Origin of the sequence: Helicobacter sp. L8 (genome assembly GCF_003660355.1) — a bacterium.
In the GTDB taxonomy this organism is placed as follows: domain Bacteria; phylum Campylobacterota; class Campylobacteria; order Campylobacterales; family Helicobacteraceae; genus Helicobacter; species Helicobacter labacensis.
In genome coordinates, this window is record NZ_QXQR01000001.1 from 158,093 (window position 1) to 173,556 (window position 15,464).

Sequence of the window (15,464 nt, forward strand, 5' to 3'; positions counted from 1 at the left end):
CCCTCCTTTGTAACCTAGTCCCTATCTGAGACGACTTTATAGCCCTGTAAGGCAAAGAAGATGATGTAGAAGTAGCACACCATGGGCACTAGAAAAGAGACAATAAGCCCCATACTATCGGCTACCAAACCTTGCACGGGTGGGATGAGCGCGCCCCCGACAATGGCAATACAGATGAGCCCAGAGGCTTGGCTGGTGAATTTACCTAGATTTTTAGTCGCTAGAGAGAAGATGGTGGGGAACATAATGGAATTGAAAAGCCCGATCGCCAATAGGACATAAATAGTGGCATGGCTATCAAAGATAATAGCCAGCACCAACAAGAGCGCGCTCATGGCTGCGTTGAACGCCAAACATTTATTAGGCGCGATCTTAGCCATGATTGCGCTCCCTAAAAAGCGTCCTACCATCGCCCCGCCCCAATAGAAACTAATGAAGTGCGTGGCGGTTTTGCTGTCCCAACCTGCGACCTGTTCCATCGTGTTGACTAAGAAAGTCCCAATGGAAACTTCTGCGCCCACATAAAAGAAAATGGCTAACGCCCCAAAAACTAGGTGGCTGTATTCAAACATACTCTGCTTGCCATCGTGGTTTTCCTCACTAATTTGCTCCGCGCGCTCGCGCACATCGGGCAATTTGAGCAAGTAGAACACGACAGCTAGTAAGATCGCCACCCCGGCAATGATCAAGTAGGGCACTTGCACGGATTGGGCTTCTTTAACCTTATCCACCACTTCAGCCGTGCCAGAGATGATGAGCAACGCCCCAAAGTGTGGACCTAAGAATGTGCCTAGTGAGTTGAAAGCCTGCACCAAAGTGAGGGCGGTGGCTTCCTTGCCTGGGGCTAGCAAAGTTACAAAGGGGTTACCCGCGGTTTGCAAGAGCACAATCCCGCTCGCTAGGACGAAGAAAGCGCCCAAAAAGATGGGATAAGAAGCCATAGAAGCGGCCGGGTAAAAGAGGACACAGCCCAAGGCGGTGATTAAAAACCCCCCCACTACCCCAGCCGGGTAGCCAATCTTATCTAAGAGTTTCCCAAAAGGTCCCCCCATGATAAAATACGCGCCAAAGAAACAAAATTGGATCAAAGATGCCTCAAAGTAGTTTAACTCAAAGATTTTCTTCAAGTGGGGCATCAAAGCGTCGTTGAGCACTGTGATAAAACCCATCATGAAAAACAATCCCGTCAAACTGGCCAGGGCAAAATTATTATTCTTTGTCTGCATGTAAAACTCCTTTATTGTAGGTTTTATAAAGATGGATGAGATGTTGTGTTGAGCTGTCATGGGGGTTTTGTGCGCTCCCCTCGCGCAACTGGGCTAAAATGTCCTTAGCTAACTCCTTGCCCAATTCCACCCCCCATTGATCGAAACTATTGATGTCCCAAATAGCCCCCTGCACAAAAATTTTATGTTCATAAAGCGCGACCAAATTCCCAATACTCCTAGGAGTGATCGCATCTAATAAGATCATATTGCTGGGGCGGTTGCCCGAAAACACCCGGTGAGGAGCAAGCGCGCGCGCGCTGGGGGTGTCCATGCCCTTGTCTAAAAGCTGCTTGAGTGCTTGGTTATAGTCCTTACCTTTCATAAACGCTTCCGCTTGGGCAAAGACATTGCTAAGGAGTATTTCATGGTGGCCGGGTAAATTGCCCTCCTTACTCAAAGAGGCGATAAAATCAATGGGGGTTAAATGCGTGCCTTGATGGAGCAGTTGGAAAAAAGCGTGTTGGGAGTTGATTCCAATATCCCCCCAAATAATGGGTCCGGTGTCATAATCCACCACCTCCCCCCCCAAAGTGGTGCGTTTGCCATTGCTCTCCATGTCTAACTGTTGGATAAATCTAGGAAAATAACGCAAATATTGATCGTAAGGGGCGATCAAGTGGCTACCCGCATCAAAAAAATTCACATACCAAATCCCTAGCAGGGCTAAAATCACGGGCATGTTGTGTTCAAAGGGCGCGTTTTTGAAATGCACATCCATCTCGTAAGCCCCCTCTAGTAGTTCTTGAAAATTCTCCTTACCTAGATAGATCATAATAGAAAGCCCAATAGCCGACCACAAACTATAACGCCCTCCCACCCAGTTCCAAAACTCAAACATGTTAGCCGTGTCGATCCCAAAATCTTGCACGGCTTGCTTATTCGTAGAGACCGCTACGAAGTGCTTGGCAATGTGGGTTTCATCATGGGCATGGGCTAAAAACCACGCGCGCGCGCTCAGGGCATTTGTTAAGGTTTCTTGGGTAGAAAAAGTCTTAGAAGCCACAATAAAGAGCGTGGTTTCTGGGTGGATCTTATCTAGCACGCTTTGGATTTGAATCCCATCCACATTAGAAACAAAATACATATTCAAGCGCGGGTGGGCATAGCGTTTTAAAGCTTTGCACACCATCAACGCGCCCAAGTCTGAACCCCCAATGCCAATATTGACCACATCGGTGATGATCTGATTGGTGTAGCCTAGCCAGTGCCCGCAACGCAGAGCATCGCTAAAGTCCGCCATGCGCGCAAGCACCTCGCGCACTTTGGGCATCACATCTTGCCCATCTACCATGACTTTTTCGCAGGACTGGTTACGCAGGGCGGTATGTAATACCGCGCGCCCCTCTGTGGTGTTGATCTTTGCGCCTGAAAACATGGCTTGAATTTTGCGCTCTAGGGCGCATTCTTTTGCTAAATCTTGGAGAAGTTCCAAGGTTTCATCATTGATGCGGTTTTTAGAATAATCTAAAGACAAACCCCCCACTTTGAGAAAATAACGCGTGGCGCGTTTGGGATCACTAGCGAATAGATCTTTCATGTGCGCTTGCTTTAAGGCTTGGAAATGCGTTTCTAAGGCTTTGAAAGCGTTTAAGGCGGTCAAACTCATGGATGCACCCTTAGGTGGTTATCCAACGCCACAGCCACACCCTTTAAACCCGGGTGTTTAGAGAGCACCACATAGACGGGGATAGCCGCCAAATACGCCGCAAAACGCCCCTTGTTTTCAAAACGCAGACGGAAGGGCGAGGTTTTAAAATAATCAATGAAGCGCGGGATAATCCCCCCAGAGAGATACACTCCCCCGCGCGCTCCCAAGATCAAAGCCATGTTAGAAGCCACCGTGCCTAGAATGGTGCAAAAAATATCCAAAGTCAAACGGCATAGGGGGGATTTGCCACTGAGCGCTTGTTGGCTGATAACTTCAGGGGTCATTTGGGGGGGTTGCATCCCCTCTCTATCAGCTAAAGCGGCATGGATGAGCACCAGCCCCGCCCCGCTTAAAAAACGCTCGGCAGAGACATGCCCATACTTTTTACGCGCATAATGCCAGATCATAATCTCCGTGTCATCAAAGGGCGCAAAACTCACATGCCCCCCCTCGCCCGCTAGAGCGGTGTAAGAGCCATCGCAACAAGGGATGAGCGCGCTCACTCCAAGCCCTGTGCCCGGACCTAAAACCAGCTTGGGGGCGTGCAACTCGCACGCGCTCCCCCCCACTTGCAATAACTCTTCTGTGTTGAGCTTGGAGAGGGCGTAAGCTTGGGCGGTGAAATCGTTGATGAGGATCAACACCTCTAATTTCAAAGCTTGACGGGTGGTTTCAATGGAAAATGCCCAATGGTGGTTGGTCATTTGCACCCAATCGCCCACTACAGGGTTAGCGATGGCGATGGCGGCGTATTTGACGGGGGGGTTATTGGTCTTGGCTAGATAAGCCTTGATCGCATCCACGACGGTGTTATAATCCTGACAGGCAAACACCTCAATGCACTCAATTTTATCAGGGGCGACCTCTAGCCCAAAACGCGCGTTTGTGCCTCCAATGTCAGCTAAGAGGCGGGGGTAAGTTTTATCGGGTGTAGAAGACATGGCAGTTTACCTTTTTAGAATGTAAGATAAAAGAAATGGGGAGTTTGGGGTTGATCCCCTTAGCAGCCTCATCAAAAACCCTGCGCTTCTCCTCCCCTGAGATGAGCAACCAAGTTTCTTTACAACTCTCTAAAGCGTGCAAACTCATGCTAATGCGCTTGTGGGGGGCATTTTGAGGCGTGGTGAGCACAAGGGGCTGGGTGGTGCTTAGGGCGTGTTCGTATTCAGGCGCATCGGAGAAAAGCGAGGCGGTGTGCCCATCCAAACCCATGCCAAGCAGGGCTAAATCAGGTTGTTTGTAACTCTCGAGGGCTTTTGCTAAGATCATCTCGGGGGGGAGGCTAGCATCTGTAACTAAGGGGGTAAAGGGTGCTTCAATTTTAAATTTAGAGCGCACTTTGTCTAAAAAATGTCTATGGATCAAGAGCGCGTTGCTATCCTTATGATCGGGGGGGACAATGCGATCATCTACTAAGCTTAAGGCGCAACGATCCCACGCCACATCTTCTCCTACCAAGCGTTCTAAAAAGGGAATAGGGCTTTTGCCCCCTGAGAAGGCGAGATATGCGGTTTTGTTGCCAAGATTGTGCAGACTCTGTGCAAATGCATAGGCTAGCTTGGCATAAATTTCTGTATCGGAGTGTTCCACAAACTCAAACACAGCCCACCCCCTTTGCCCACGCGCGCCCCTCTCTCTCTAGTAGATCAAAGGCTTCTTGTGGTCCAAAACTCCCCGCTGGGTAGAAATACAAGGGAGTTTCATTGGCTTGCCAGCTTTGCAAGATGGGATCAAGCCACACCCACGCGGCTTCTAATTCGTCTTGGTGGTTGAAAGCACTTTGATTAGAGTCAAAGACATCTAAGATCAAGCGTTGGTAAGCGTCCATGCCACTCTCTAGGGCTGTTTGCAAGGTAATGGGGGCTAGATTCAAAGAGATCGCAGGATTGGGCTGGATGGTAAAGATGAGGGGACTACCCCCCTTAAAGCTAACCACCACTTGCACGAAAGAAGCTCCCATGCGCTTGCCCGTGCGCAAATAAAAGGGCACACCCGCCCACTCGGGGCGCGCAATCTCTAATTTGAGCGCGACAAAGGTTTCGGTTTGGCTATTAGGATTGACATGGGGTTCTTGGCGATAGCCTACAAAATCTCCATGTGCGCTGTATTGGGCACGCACCACTTGGGCTAAGAGGGCTTGGTGATCTAGGGGTTTGAGGCTTTGGAGCAAGGCGCGTTTAGCCTGGCGGATGGAGGAGGCATCTAGGTTTGAGGGCAGGGGCATGGTGAGCAAAGTGAGCATTTGGAGCATGTGGTTTTGGAGCATGTCGCGCAAAGCCCCCATAGGGTCGTAAAAGCCCCCCCGACTCTCCACCCCCAAAGTTTCGCACACACTCATTTGCACATGATCGACATGGTCTTTATGCAAAAGGGTTTGTAAGAGCGCATTAGAGGCGCGCCAATGCAAGAGATTTTGCACACTCTGTTTGCCTAAGTAATGATCGATGCGATAAATCTGGCTTTCTTGGTAGTGCTGGGCGATGCTTTGATGGATGGCGCGCGCGGAGTGTAGATTCACCCCTAGGGGTTTTTCTAAGACAATTTTGACTTTGGGGGCATTTAGCCCCACTTGGGCTAAGTGTTCGCACGCGATTGCAAAAAACTCCGGAGCGATAGAAAAATAAATAATTGTATTGGGGTGGAGAGGACACTTTGTAAGCGCCTTGAAATCCTGCGCTTGGGTTAAATCCACCGCTACATACTCAATGTGTTGGGTAAAACTTTCCCATAATGTCAGATCAAGATTTTTAAGATGGGGTTTTGTTTTGGTGTCTAATAGGTGCAAAAACTCTGCTTGGCTAAGACGCGAACGCCCTGTGGCTAAAATACTAGGGGTTAATAGTTGATCCTTGTAAGCTTTATAAAGGGCAGGAAAAATCTTGCGCAGGGCTAAATCCCCCGTTGCGCCCAGCAAAATAAAACGACCTTCACGCATACAAATCCTTAAAAGCCCACCTAGGGCATGGGATACTTTTACCAAAAAGATAGCATACTTTAGGCGCACACTACACGCATAAGGATCGCCAATGGCACTAAAAGCCCTAGAGCATGTTACAAAAATAATCAGAGAACGCAGCAAGCCCACCCGCCAAGCTTATTTGGAGCGTATCGCGCAACATCAAGGTAAAATCGCGCGTAAGGACTTGGGTTGTGCGAATCTAGCCCACACTTACGCCAGCCTGCCTCCCCACCTCAAAGACACGATCAAAGACACCCAAAGACGCAATTTTGCCATTGTCTCGGCTTACAATGATATGCTCTCTGCCCACCAGCCCTTTAAAACCTACCCCGATCTGCTCAAAGAAGAGCTAGCTAAACATGGTTTGAGCGCGCAATTTGCTGGGGGAGTGCCGGCAATGTGCGATGGGATCACGCAAGGCTATGAGGGCATGGAACTTAGTCTCTTTTCGCGCGATGTGATCGCGATGAGTAGTGCGATCGCGCTCTCTCATAATGTCTTTGATGGGGCGTTTTATTTGGGGGTGTGTGATAAGATCGTGCCCGGGTTACTCATTGGTGCGTTGCATTTTGGGCATTTGCCCAGTATCTTTGTGCCCTCAGGTCCGATGACTAGCGGGATTTCTAATGCGCAAAAATCCAAAACGCGCGAACTCTTCGCCCAAGGTAAGATCACGCGGGACGCATTGTTAGAGAGTGAAATGCAATCTTACCATTCTGTGGGCACTTGCACCTTTTATGGCACAGCAAATTCTAACCAAATGATGGTGGAGCTGATGGGCTTACACCTACCCAATTCGGCTTTCATCAACCCCAACACTTCTTTAAGGCAAGCCCTAGTCAAGGCGGCTGCGACACACATGGCAACTCGAGAAGTCAAGCCTATCGGGGTGTTGTTGAGTGAAAAAAATATGATCAATGCGATGGTGGGCTTGATGGCAACCGGGGGATCGACAAATCATACCATCCACCTCGTGGCGATTGCCAAAGCCGCGGGGATCATCATTAATTGGGATGATTTTGATGCGATCTCTAAGCTCACCCCCCTGCTTGCGCGCGTTTATCCTAATGGCAAAGCCGATGTGAATCAATTTGAAGCCGCTGGGGGGCTGGCATTCGTGGTGCGCGAATTGTTGCGCGCTGGGCTCTTGCATGAGGATTGTGAGACGATCGTAGGAGTTGGGCTAGAGGCTTACACTAAAAACCCCTATCTGTTAGAGGGCACTCTCACTTACAAAGAGGGCGTATTAGAGAGTTTAGATACCAACATTGTGCGTCCTGTAAAAGAACCCTTTAGTGTAGATGGGGGCTTAAGAACCCTCAAAGGCAATCTAGGGCGCGCGGTGATCAAAATCTCTGCTGTGGCTGAACAACACCAAAAAATCCAAGCCCCCGCTCTTGTATTTCACTCCCAACAAGAGTTTTTAGATCGTTTTAAACAAGGGGATTTGAATCGCGACTTCATCGCAGTGTTACCCTATCAAGGACCACGGGCTAATGGTATGCCCGAGTTACACAAACTCACCCCCATTCTAGGCACACTCCAAGATCAAGGCTTTCAAGTGGCTTTGCTCACCGATGGGCGCATGAGCGGAGCATCGGGCAAAGTCCCTGCGGCGATCCATTTAAGCCCAGAAGCCCTATTAGGCGGGGCGATCGCGCTCTTGCAAGAGGGCGATGAGGTGCTTTTGGACGCTAAAAAGGGGGTTTTGCAAGCACTTGTCAAGCCTACAGAGTGGGAGGCTAGAAAAGCCAACCCCGCGCCACGCGATCATTTTGGGAGTGGGCGCGAGCTTTTTAGTGGCTTTAGAAGTGTAACCACTAGCGCAGAAACTGGGGCAACAAGTTTTGGAAATTAAGGAGTCATCAATGCAAGCACAAGAAGTTTTAAACACCGGTCCGCTCATCCCCGTGATCACTTTGCAAGACCCCAAGCAGGGCGTGCCCCTAGCTCAAGCCCTTTTAAAAGGGGGGATCAAAATTTTAGAGATCACCTTGCGCACAGCAGGCGCGCTAGAGGGGATTGCCCTGATTGCTAAAGAAGTGCCCGAGGCGATTGTGGGAGCGGGCACAATTTTAAATGCCTTCATGTTAGAGCAGGCAAAAAAGGCAGGCGCGCGCTTTGCCATTAGCCCGGGGATCAATGCCAAATTCGCCAAAGAAGTCCAAGGAGCTGACATCGCTTTGATCCCGGGTGTGGCGAGCGCGGGGGAATTGATGTTGGCTTTAGAATATGGCTTTGAGGCGTTAAAACTCTTCCCCGCTGAAGCGGTGGGGGGGGTAAAATTGCTTAAAAGCTTTAGCGCGCCCTTTAAGGGGGTGCAATTTTGCCCCACTGGGGGGGTTAGCTTAGAGAACATGGGCGCGTATCTAGCCTTAGAAAATGTTTCTTGCGTGGGGGGTTCATGGCTCACCCCTCAAGATTTAATGGCAAAGGGGCAATGGGATCAAATCACCCAAATTGCTCAAAAAAGCCTGCAAGCCACACAGGGGCTATAGTATAATCGCGCTAAAAAGGATTGGAGTATGCTAACTTCAGAAAGCCCTTGGTTGGCTTTGCGTGCCTCAGCGGGGAGCGGGAAGACCTTTGCGTTGGTGTTGCGTTATGTGGCGTTGCTATTGAAGGGCGCGCGCGCCCATGAGATTTTAGCCCTCACTTTCACCAATAAGGCGGCTTTGCAGATGCAAGAGCGCATCACTCAGGCTTTAGAGGACCTTTTAGTCGATGGGCAAAGTGGGGGGGGGAATGTGTTTAAAAACGCCGCCCTCTTAGACGCGTTGGCACAACAATACGCCCTTGATCGCCCCACTATCGCGCACCTTATTCCCAAAGTTTACGCGCAATTCTTACAAGATGATGCCCAGATCATGACCATTGACGCGTTTTTGCAGAAGGTGTTACGCAAGTTTAGCTATTTTGTGGGGGTGAGCGCGTCTTTTAAAGTGAGCCATTTGGGCGCAGAAGACAAGATGCTAGGCTTTTTAAACACACTTAGCACCAAAGAGAAGAGTCGCTTAGAACTTCTATGTGTGAATCTACTGAGCGCGGGCACAAGTTTTAACGCCCTTTACGCTTTGGATTTTATCTTGACCCTCTACTATAGCGGAGTTGACATCGATGCTTTGCAACGCGACACACATGACTTAAAGGCGTTACAAGAGCAAATTGTCCAAGAAGCGCGCGCGCTCCAAGAGAAAATCCTCTTGCGTGTTAGCACCCCAAGCGCTAAAAAAGCCCTCAAATGCGACTCCATCCAGGACATTTTGGGCTGTGTTAAACCCATCACACAGGGTGCGCATTACCACTATTTTAAAACCGCCAAGCTCCAAGATCTAACCCCGGATTTTCAAGCCTTGCATGCCCTCATTGTGCGCTATTACCAAGCCCAAGAACGCGCCGTTTTTAAAGATTTGCACTATTTTTTAAATCGCTACCAAACCCACACCCACAGCCCCACAGCTCTCGATTTCAACGCGATCGCGCTCAAAACCCACACTTTATTAACCCGATTGCTAGATAAAGACTTTTTCTACTTTAGACTAGATAGCCGTATTAGCCACATTTTAGTGGATGAGTTTCAAGACACCAGCGTGTTGCAATACCAAATTTTGCAACCCTTGATCGCAGAAATCAGGGCAGGCAAGGGGCAGAATCTAGCCCAGCGGAGCGTGTTTTTTGTGGGCGATGCTAAGCAGAGCATTTATGGCTTTAGAGGGAGCTATAGCGATCTCTTCGCGCAGGTGTGCGATCAATTCCCCAGCAAACCCTTAATCCACAATTACCGTAGCGATCGCGTTGTGCTAGACTTCATCAATGAGAAATTCAAAGCCGTTTTTGAAGGTTACCAAGTCCAAAGTGCGCATGCTAAGGCTCAAGAAGGCTATGTCAAGGTATGCCAAGTTTCTAAGGACGATCGCTTGAACACACTTTGCCAAGAGGTGAGCGCGCTCTTGCAAGCCCAAGTAGACCCCTCAGAGATCACCATCCTCTGCTTTAAAAATGACGATGTTACCACCATCAAAAACCATCTATTAGAATCTAAAGACCCTATCTTAGAGGGAATCCCCATCATTAGCGAAACAGACACGCGCCTATTAGCCCAAAGGGAAGCAAAAATTTTAATGCACGCCCTCAAGCACGCCCTAGCCCCCCAAGCCCACAAATCCTACCACCGCGCATGCATGCTCAAATTGCTAGGTATGCCCTTGAGTGCCTCTTTGGATTTGCCCGATTACAACACCAATTTAAGCGCCTTTATTTTGAATTTTATGCGCGCTTTTGGGCTTTATAGCCCCCCTGCGCGCCACTTTTTAGAGCTCTCCTTAGCCCATCATGACAGCGCGCGTTTCATAGAGAGCCTTGAAAAAGAGGATTTGGGTTTTAGCCATCAGGGCGCACAGGGGATCAAGGTGATGACGATCCACAAGTCTAAGGGCATGGAGTTTGGGCATGTGCTTGTGATCGAGCCTTTCAGTGGCGACAAACCAGATACCTCTAAGTTTTTTACCCTCTATCTTGAAAAACGCCTCAAGCCCTTTTATCGGCAAAAGCAACGAGAATATTTTGATCCGGATTACGCTAGGGCGTTGCAAATTTTTAAAGAACGCAACGCCAAAGAGAAGCAAAATGTCCTCTATGTCGCCTGCACACGCGCCAAGCACAGTTTGATTATTGTGCAACAGACAGAAGGAAGCGTTTTTAAAACCCTAGACCTCCAGCCTTTCACACAAGGCACTATTGCTCCCAGCCCCACTCCCCCCAGCGCGCCCTCACTAGAGCATACCCCCGCTTTGCTAGAGAATCAACGCGCCTTTGGCAGACAAAATGATCACTTACTACAAGAAGAGGAAAACCCACAACTCTCCAGCCAAGCGCTTAGATTCGGGGAAGTCTTGCACAAGGCTTTAGAATTGCACTATGGCTATGGCGTAGCTTTGGGCGATCTTGCCCCCTATTTGCACCACCATTATAGCTTTATGGGCGTGGATATACCCCAAGTGCTGGCGCGTGTGCAGGCTTTGCAAGCCAAGAGCGCTTTTCAGGCGTATTTGCAAGCGGAATTGCGCGCAGAAGTGTGCTTTAAAACAGGTCAACAGGTGTGGCGCATGGACATGCTAGCTTGCGATCCACCCACCAAAAGGCTTTATATTTTGGATTACAAGAGCGGAGAAACTTACCAGCACAAGCACCGCCAACAGGTGCTAGGTTACCAACAACGCGCCCAACATCTCTACCCCCATTGCCAAGTACAAGGTGTGTTGATCTACGCTTTGGAGTCTGGCGTGCAGGTGCGCCCCATTTCTTTATAAGGACAGCGATGACACAACCGCCCAAGAATCTTTTTTTAGACTTCGTCAAAAGCGAATCCTTCAGCGGGATTTTTCTCTTCATTAGTGCCGTGTGGGCGATGATCTATGCCAATTCTTTTTTGTCTGCCTATTATTTTGAATTGTGGCACACCCAAGTGGGCTTTAGCGTGGGGGAACACCACTTTAGCTTTTCTATCCACGATTGGATCGATGATGTGCTCATGGCTTTGTTTTTTCTCTTGGTGGGGCTAGAGATCAAGCGCGAGGTGCTCTATGGAGAGCTTTGCGGGTTTGCCAAAGCTGCATTTCCAGTGATTGCCGCTTTGGGGGGCATGATCGTCCCGGGCTTGATTTATCATAGTTTAAATGCGGGCACAGCTAGCGCGCATGGCTTTGGGATTCCTATGGCTACAGATATTGCCTTCGCCTTAGGCGTGATCTTGCTCTTGGGCAAACGCGTGCCCCCCGCGCTCAAAGTCTTTCTAGTAACTTTAGCCGTAGCCGATGACTTGGGCGCGATCGTGGTGATTGCGATCTTTTATAGCTCTAATTTACACATGGTGTGGCTAGCTGGATCGGGAGGGATTTTGCTAGCATTAATTTTGCTAAATATACTGGGGGTGCGCTATTTGTGGGCGTATTTACTCTTGGGAGTGGGCTTGTGGATCACCACGCACAATAGCGGAATCCATGCTACCATTGCGGGCGTGGCGTTGGCATTCACCATTCCCATTAAAATTACCCAGCGCAAACAAGTCGTGCATAGCTTTAGCGCGATGATGGAGAGTTTTAAAAGCGCGTTCAATCCCAAGACGCATAGCACCAACAAACCCCTAGATCAAGACCAACGCGACATTCTCTACGCCCTCCAAGACGCGACTAGAAATCTACAAAGCCCCCTAGAGCGCCTAGAGCACGCTTTGCACCCTTATAGTGCTTACTTCATCATGCCCTTGTTTGCGCTAGCTAATGCGGGGGTGGCTATTAGCAAGGAGCTCAATTTTAATGTGGATGAAATCCTATGGGGGGTGATTTTAGGGCTAGTGGTGGGCAAACCCATTGGCATTTTTGCTATCACCTTTTTAGCTGAGAAACTTAAAATCGCCAAACGCCCCGATGGGGTGAGTTGGGCGCAGATTTTAGGAGCAGGCATGCTAGCTGGCATTGGCTTTACCATGTCGATGTTTATGTCTAATCTAGCCTTTAATAACGAAGACGCGATGGAGGTTTCTAAGATCGCCATCTTGTTAGCTTCTCTTGTTGCTGGGGTGCTAGGCACGCTGTATTTGGTGGTGATCCATAGAAAAGAAAATCTTAAAGCCAAGCCTTAAGTAAAGTTATTATAATTGGGGTTTTGAATCTCACAAGGGAGTTATATGGGTCAAACTAAGGAAATTCTCACTTCGCTCTTGCCTTTATTGGTGCTCTTTGCGATCTTTTATTTTCTCATTATCCGCCCCCAGCGCGTGCAGGCAAAAAAGCATAAAGAAATGCTGGAGGGCTTGCAAAAGGGAGATAAAATCGTCTCACAAGGGGGGCTTATCTGTGAGGTGATCAAGCCTGAGGCGAATTTTTTTAAAGTGAGATTGAACGAAGGCTTAGAAGTCAAGTTGGCTAAAAATTATGTCGCTTATAAGCTAGATGAGGAATCCACGAGTAACCCGGTTTCTTTAAAGAAAGAGGCACAGTAGTCTTTGGGGCGGGTGTTTAACGCGCGCTTGCTAGTCTTTGTGATCGCGCTTGTCTTTGGCGTGGGGCTTTCTCTACCTAGCCTGCTACAGACCAAGGGACCTAAGATCACGCTAGGGCTAGATTTAAGGGGGGGCTTGAGTTTGTTATTAGGGGTGCAACTTGAAGAAGCGCTCAAGAACAAATACACCTCCATAGCCACCTCGCTAGATTACGCCTTTAAAGAACAAAATATTTTAGTCAAAGATTTGCGATCCTCTCTGCAGGGCGTGGAGTTTGAGCTTTTAGATTCGGATGAAACCAAAGCCTTAGAGAAAATTTTAGCAGACTTTAAAAAAGAAGGTGTGCAGGTTGAGCGCGCCCAAGAGCGCTACACCCTCTCTTTGGGTTTTGAAAAGACTCAAGATTTTCAGCACCAAACCCTCTTGCAAGTCATTAGCACCATTAGAAACCGCCTCGATCAATTTGGGCTTGCTGAACCCACGGTCTTACAGCAGGGCAGGGACGCGATTTTAGTGCAATTACCCGGCATTAAGACCCTCGCAGAGGAACAGCGGGCTAAGGATTTGATCACTAAATCCGCGCATTTGCAGATGATGGCAGTCGATGAGGAAAAAAACCCCTATTTGGCAGAGTTGAGCCCAGAGGAAATCCATAAACTAGGCGATGTGATCTTACCCTATGCGCCCCAAAGTGGGGGAGCGGGTCAGTTACTCTTAAAGGCAATCCCTATTTTAGATGGAGAGATGCTCACAGACGCGCAGGTGGCTTATGATAAAAATAATCAACCTGTAGTGAGTTTTAGTTTAGATTCACGGGGGGCTAAGATTTTTGGGGATTTTTCAGGCAACAATGTGGGCAAGCGCATGGCGGTGGTTTTAGATAATAAGGTCTATTCTGCTCCCTATATCCGCGAGCGCATTGGGGGGGGGAGTGGGCAGATTAGCGGGAGCTTTAGTGTGGAGCAGGCTAGCGATTTAGCCATCACGCTTAGAAGTGGGTCTTTGAGCGCGCCCATTAGCGTGTTAGAAAAGCGCATCATCGGACCTAGTTTGGGCGCAGATAGTATCCGCACCTCTTTAATCGCGCTAGCGGGGGCATTTGTCTTAGTGATCGCCTTTATGATTTTTTACTACTCTATGGCGGGCGTGATCGCCAGTGTGGCATTAGTGGTCAATCTCTTTTTGATTATCGCGGTGATGGCACTCTTTGGGGCAACTCTGACTTTGCCGGGCATGGCAGGGATTGTGCTCACCGTGGGGATGGCAGTAGATGCCAATATTATCATCAATGAGCGAATCCGTGAAGGGCTTAGGGGCAATGAAAGCGTGGTGCAAGCCCTGCATTCTGGCTATGCTAACGCCTCGCGCGCGATCTTTGACTCCAATCTCACCTCTTTAATCGCCTCCTTTTTACTCTATGCCTATGGCACAGGCTCGATCAAGGGCTTTGCGCTCACCACGGGCATTGGCATTTTAGCCTCCATTCTAACTGCTATCATTGGCACACAAGGTTTTTACCAAGCCATTGCCCCCAAACTCTCTAAAAAGAAGGGGCTTTATTTTTGGTTTGGGATTAACTTGAGCGCACGCTCTAAACCTCCCAAAAAGGTTAAGCATGGAACTCTTTAAGTGGGTGCGAGTCTTGGATTTTATGGGCTATGCCCGCTTCACTCTGCCCCTCTCGGGTGTAGTGGTGTTGGTGTGTTTAGGCTTGATGTTTTTCAAGGGCTTTAATTTAGGGGTGGATTTTTCTGGGGGGAGTGTGGTGCAGGTGCGCTTTGAAAAGGTGGTTAGTGTCGCTAAGGTGCGCGAAGTTGTTTCTACCCAATTTAAAGGCGTGCAGGTGAGCGAATTTGGCGCGCCTGAGGAGATGGTGATTAAAATCCCCTTGCTAGCTAGGCAAAATGGGGCTAAACAAGATTTAGGCGTGCAAATTAACCACTTGCTTAGCCCCCTAGGCAAGTTTGAGATTCGCAAATTGGATAGCGTGGGACCTAGGGTGGGGAGCGAGCTTAAGGAAAAGGGGGTGTTGTCGCTGGTTTTGGCTATCATTGCGATGATGCTCTATGTGAGTTTTCGCTATGAGTGGCGTTTTGCTCTAGCAGGGGTGATCGCCCTAGCCCATGACACTTTAGTTACGGCGGTGAGCGTGATTGTCTTTAACATTGATCTTAACCTAGAGGTGATCGCCGCTTTGCTGACCTTATTGGGTTATTCTATCAACGACACCATTATTATTTTTGATCGTATCAGAGAGGGCATGCTTGCGCGCAAACAACAGGATTTAAACACCCTCATCAACCAAGCGATCTCTAATACTTTAAGCCGCACCCTTTTAACCTCGCTCACGGTGTTTTTTGTCTTGGCGGTGCTCTATCTCTTTGGCTCTAAAATCCTCATAGGCTTTTCTTTGCCCATGTTGGTGGGCACTGTTGTAGGGACTTATAGCTCGATTTTTATTGCGCCAAGATTGGCTGTGTTATTGGGCTTTGATCTGGGGCGTTACCATGACAACGAACTCAAAAAGCTCAAACGCAAGCAAGAAAAAGAACGCCTAAGACAGCTTTACGAACACGGGCGCGTTTAAGG

The 15,464-nt window shown here is 48.9% G+C and carries 12 protein-coding genes; 7 read left to right on the forward strand and 5 right to left on the reverse strand.

The window, feature by feature from the left end; all coding sequences use genetic code 11:
- Window positions 1–14: 14 nt before the first annotated feature.
- Genes EAO37_RS00760 through EAO37_RS00780 form a run of 5 tightly spaced genes read right to left on the reverse strand, consistent with a single transcriptional unit; the run spans window position 15 to window position 5,851 of the window.
- On the reverse strand, window positions 15–1,226 hold the full coding sequence (locus EAO37_RS00760; RefSeq protein ID WP_120945833.1) for a sugar MFS transporter: 1,212 nt from the start codon (window positions 1,224–1,226) through the stop codon (window positions 15–17).
- On the reverse strand, window positions 1,210–2,874 hold the full coding sequence (gene pgi, locus EAO37_RS00765; protein WP_120950968.1) for a glucose-6-phosphate isomerase: 1,665 nt from the start codon (window positions 2,872–2,874) through the stop codon (window positions 1,210–1,212). Before pgi ends, EAO37_RS00760 begins: the two co-directional genes overlap by 17 nt.
- Window positions 2,871–3,857: a glucokinase gene (locus tag EAO37_RS00770; protein ID WP_120945835.1), complete on the reverse strand. Its 987-nt coding sequence runs from the start codon at window positions 3,855–3,857 to the stop codon at window positions 2,871–2,873. Before EAO37_RS00770 ends, pgi begins: the two co-directional genes overlap by 4 nt.
- Complete coding sequence (gene pgl / locus EAO37_RS00775) at window positions 3,838–4,518, reverse strand: 6-phosphogluconolactonase (protein WP_120950970.1); 681 nt, start codon at window positions 4,516–4,518, stop codon at window positions 3,838–3,840. The genes EAO37_RS00770 and pgl overlap by 20 nt, the downstream gene beginning before the upstream one ends.
- A complete protein-coding gene (locus EAO37_RS00780; protein ID WP_120950973.1) occupies window positions 4,511–5,851 on the reverse strand; it encodes a glucose-6-phosphate dehydrogenase in 1,341 nt (446 codons plus the stop codon). Before EAO37_RS00780 ends, pgl begins: the two co-directional genes overlap by 8 nt.
- Before the next feature lie 91 nt (window positions 5,852–5,942).
- Here EAO37_RS00780 and edd point away from each other — a divergent pair, with 91 nt between their 5' ends.
- Genes edd through secF form a run of 7 tightly spaced genes read left to right on the forward strand, consistent with a single transcriptional unit; the run spans window position 5,943 to window position 15,462 of the window.
- A complete protein-coding gene (gene edd / locus EAO37_RS00785; RefSeq protein ID WP_120950975.1) occupies window positions 5,943–7,733 on the forward strand; it encodes a phosphogluconate dehydratase in 1,791 nt (596 codons plus the stop codon).
- Between the two features lie 10 nt (window positions 7,734–7,743).
- Entirely contained in the window at window positions 7,744–8,373 is a 630-nt protein-coding gene (eda, locus tag EAO37_RS00790) for a bifunctional 4-hydroxy-2-oxoglutarate aldolase/2-dehydro-3-deoxy-phosphogluconate aldolase (RefSeq protein WP_120950977.1), read from the forward strand.
- Between the two features lie 27 nt (window positions 8,374–8,400).
- Complete coding sequence (locus EAO37_RS00795; RefSeq protein WP_120950979.1) at window positions 8,401–11,184, forward strand: RecB-like helicase; 2,784 nt, start codon at window positions 8,401–8,403, stop codon at window positions 11,182–11,184.
- 8 nt (window positions 11,185–11,192) lie between these two features.
- Complete coding sequence (nhaA, locus tag EAO37_RS00800) at window positions 11,193–12,515, forward strand: sodium/proton antiporter NhaA (RefSeq protein ID WP_120945840.1); 1,323 nt, start codon at window positions 11,193–11,195, stop codon at window positions 12,513–12,515.
- Between the two features lie 45 nt (window positions 12,516–12,560).
- Window positions 12,561–12,875, forward strand: a complete 315-nt coding sequence (gene yajC, locus EAO37_RS00805) for a preprotein translocase subunit YajC (protein WP_120945841.1) — start codon at window positions 12,561–12,563, stop codon at window positions 12,873–12,875.
- 3 nt (window positions 12,876–12,878) lie between these two features.
- Window positions 12,879–14,504: a protein translocase subunit SecD gene (gene secD, locus EAO37_RS00810; RefSeq protein ID WP_120950981.1), complete on the forward strand. Its 1,626-nt coding sequence runs from the start codon at window positions 12,879–12,881 to the stop codon at window positions 14,502–14,504.
- On the forward strand, window positions 14,491–15,462 hold the full coding sequence (gene secF / locus EAO37_RS00815; RefSeq protein ID WP_120950983.1) for a protein translocase subunit SecF: 972 nt from the start codon (window positions 14,491–14,493) through the stop codon (window positions 15,460–15,462). The genes secD and secF overlap by 14 nt, the downstream gene beginning before the upstream one ends.
- Window positions 15,463–15,464: the final 2 nt, after the last annotated feature.

Bases quoted from the DNA above. Each gene is read 5' to 3' on its own strand.
- pgi (WP_120950968.1), bottom strand. From the start codon at position 2,874: ATGAGTTTGACCGCCTTAAACGCTTTCAAAGCCTTAGAAACGCATTTC.
- secF (WP_120950983.1), top strand. From the start codon at position 14,491: ATGGAACTCTTTAAGTGGGTGCGAGTCTTGGATTTTATGGGCTATGCC.
- EAO37_RS00760 (WP_120945833.1), bottom strand. From the start codon at position 1,226: ATGCAGACAAAGAATAATAATTTTGCCCTGGCCAGTTTGACGGGATTG.
- yajC (WP_120945841.1), top strand. From the start codon at position 12,561: ATGGGTCAAACTAAGGAAATTCTCACTTCGCTCTTGCCTTTATTGGTG.
- eda (WP_120950977.1), top strand. From the start codon at position 7,744: ATGCAAGCACAAGAAGTTTTAAACACCGGTCCGCTCATCCCCGTGATC.
- nhaA (WP_120945840.1), top strand. From the start codon at position 11,193: ATGACACAACCGCCCAAGAATCTTTTTTTAGACTTCGTCAAAAGCGAA.
- EAO37_RS00795 (WP_120950979.1), top strand. From the start codon at position 8,401: ATGCTAACTTCAGAAAGCCCTTGGTTGGCTTTGCGTGCCTCAGCGGGG.
- EAO37_RS00780 (WP_120950973.1), bottom strand. From the start codon at position 5,851: ATGCGTGAAGGTCGTTTTATTTTGCTGGGCGCAACGGGGGATTTAGCC.
- EAO37_RS00770 (WP_120945835.1), bottom strand. From the start codon at position 3,857: ATGTCTTCTACACCCGATAAAACTTACCCCCGCCTCTTAGCTGACATT.
- edd (WP_120950975.1), top strand. From the start codon at position 5,943: ATGGCACTAAAAGCCCTAGAGCATGTTACAAAAATAATCAGAGAACGC.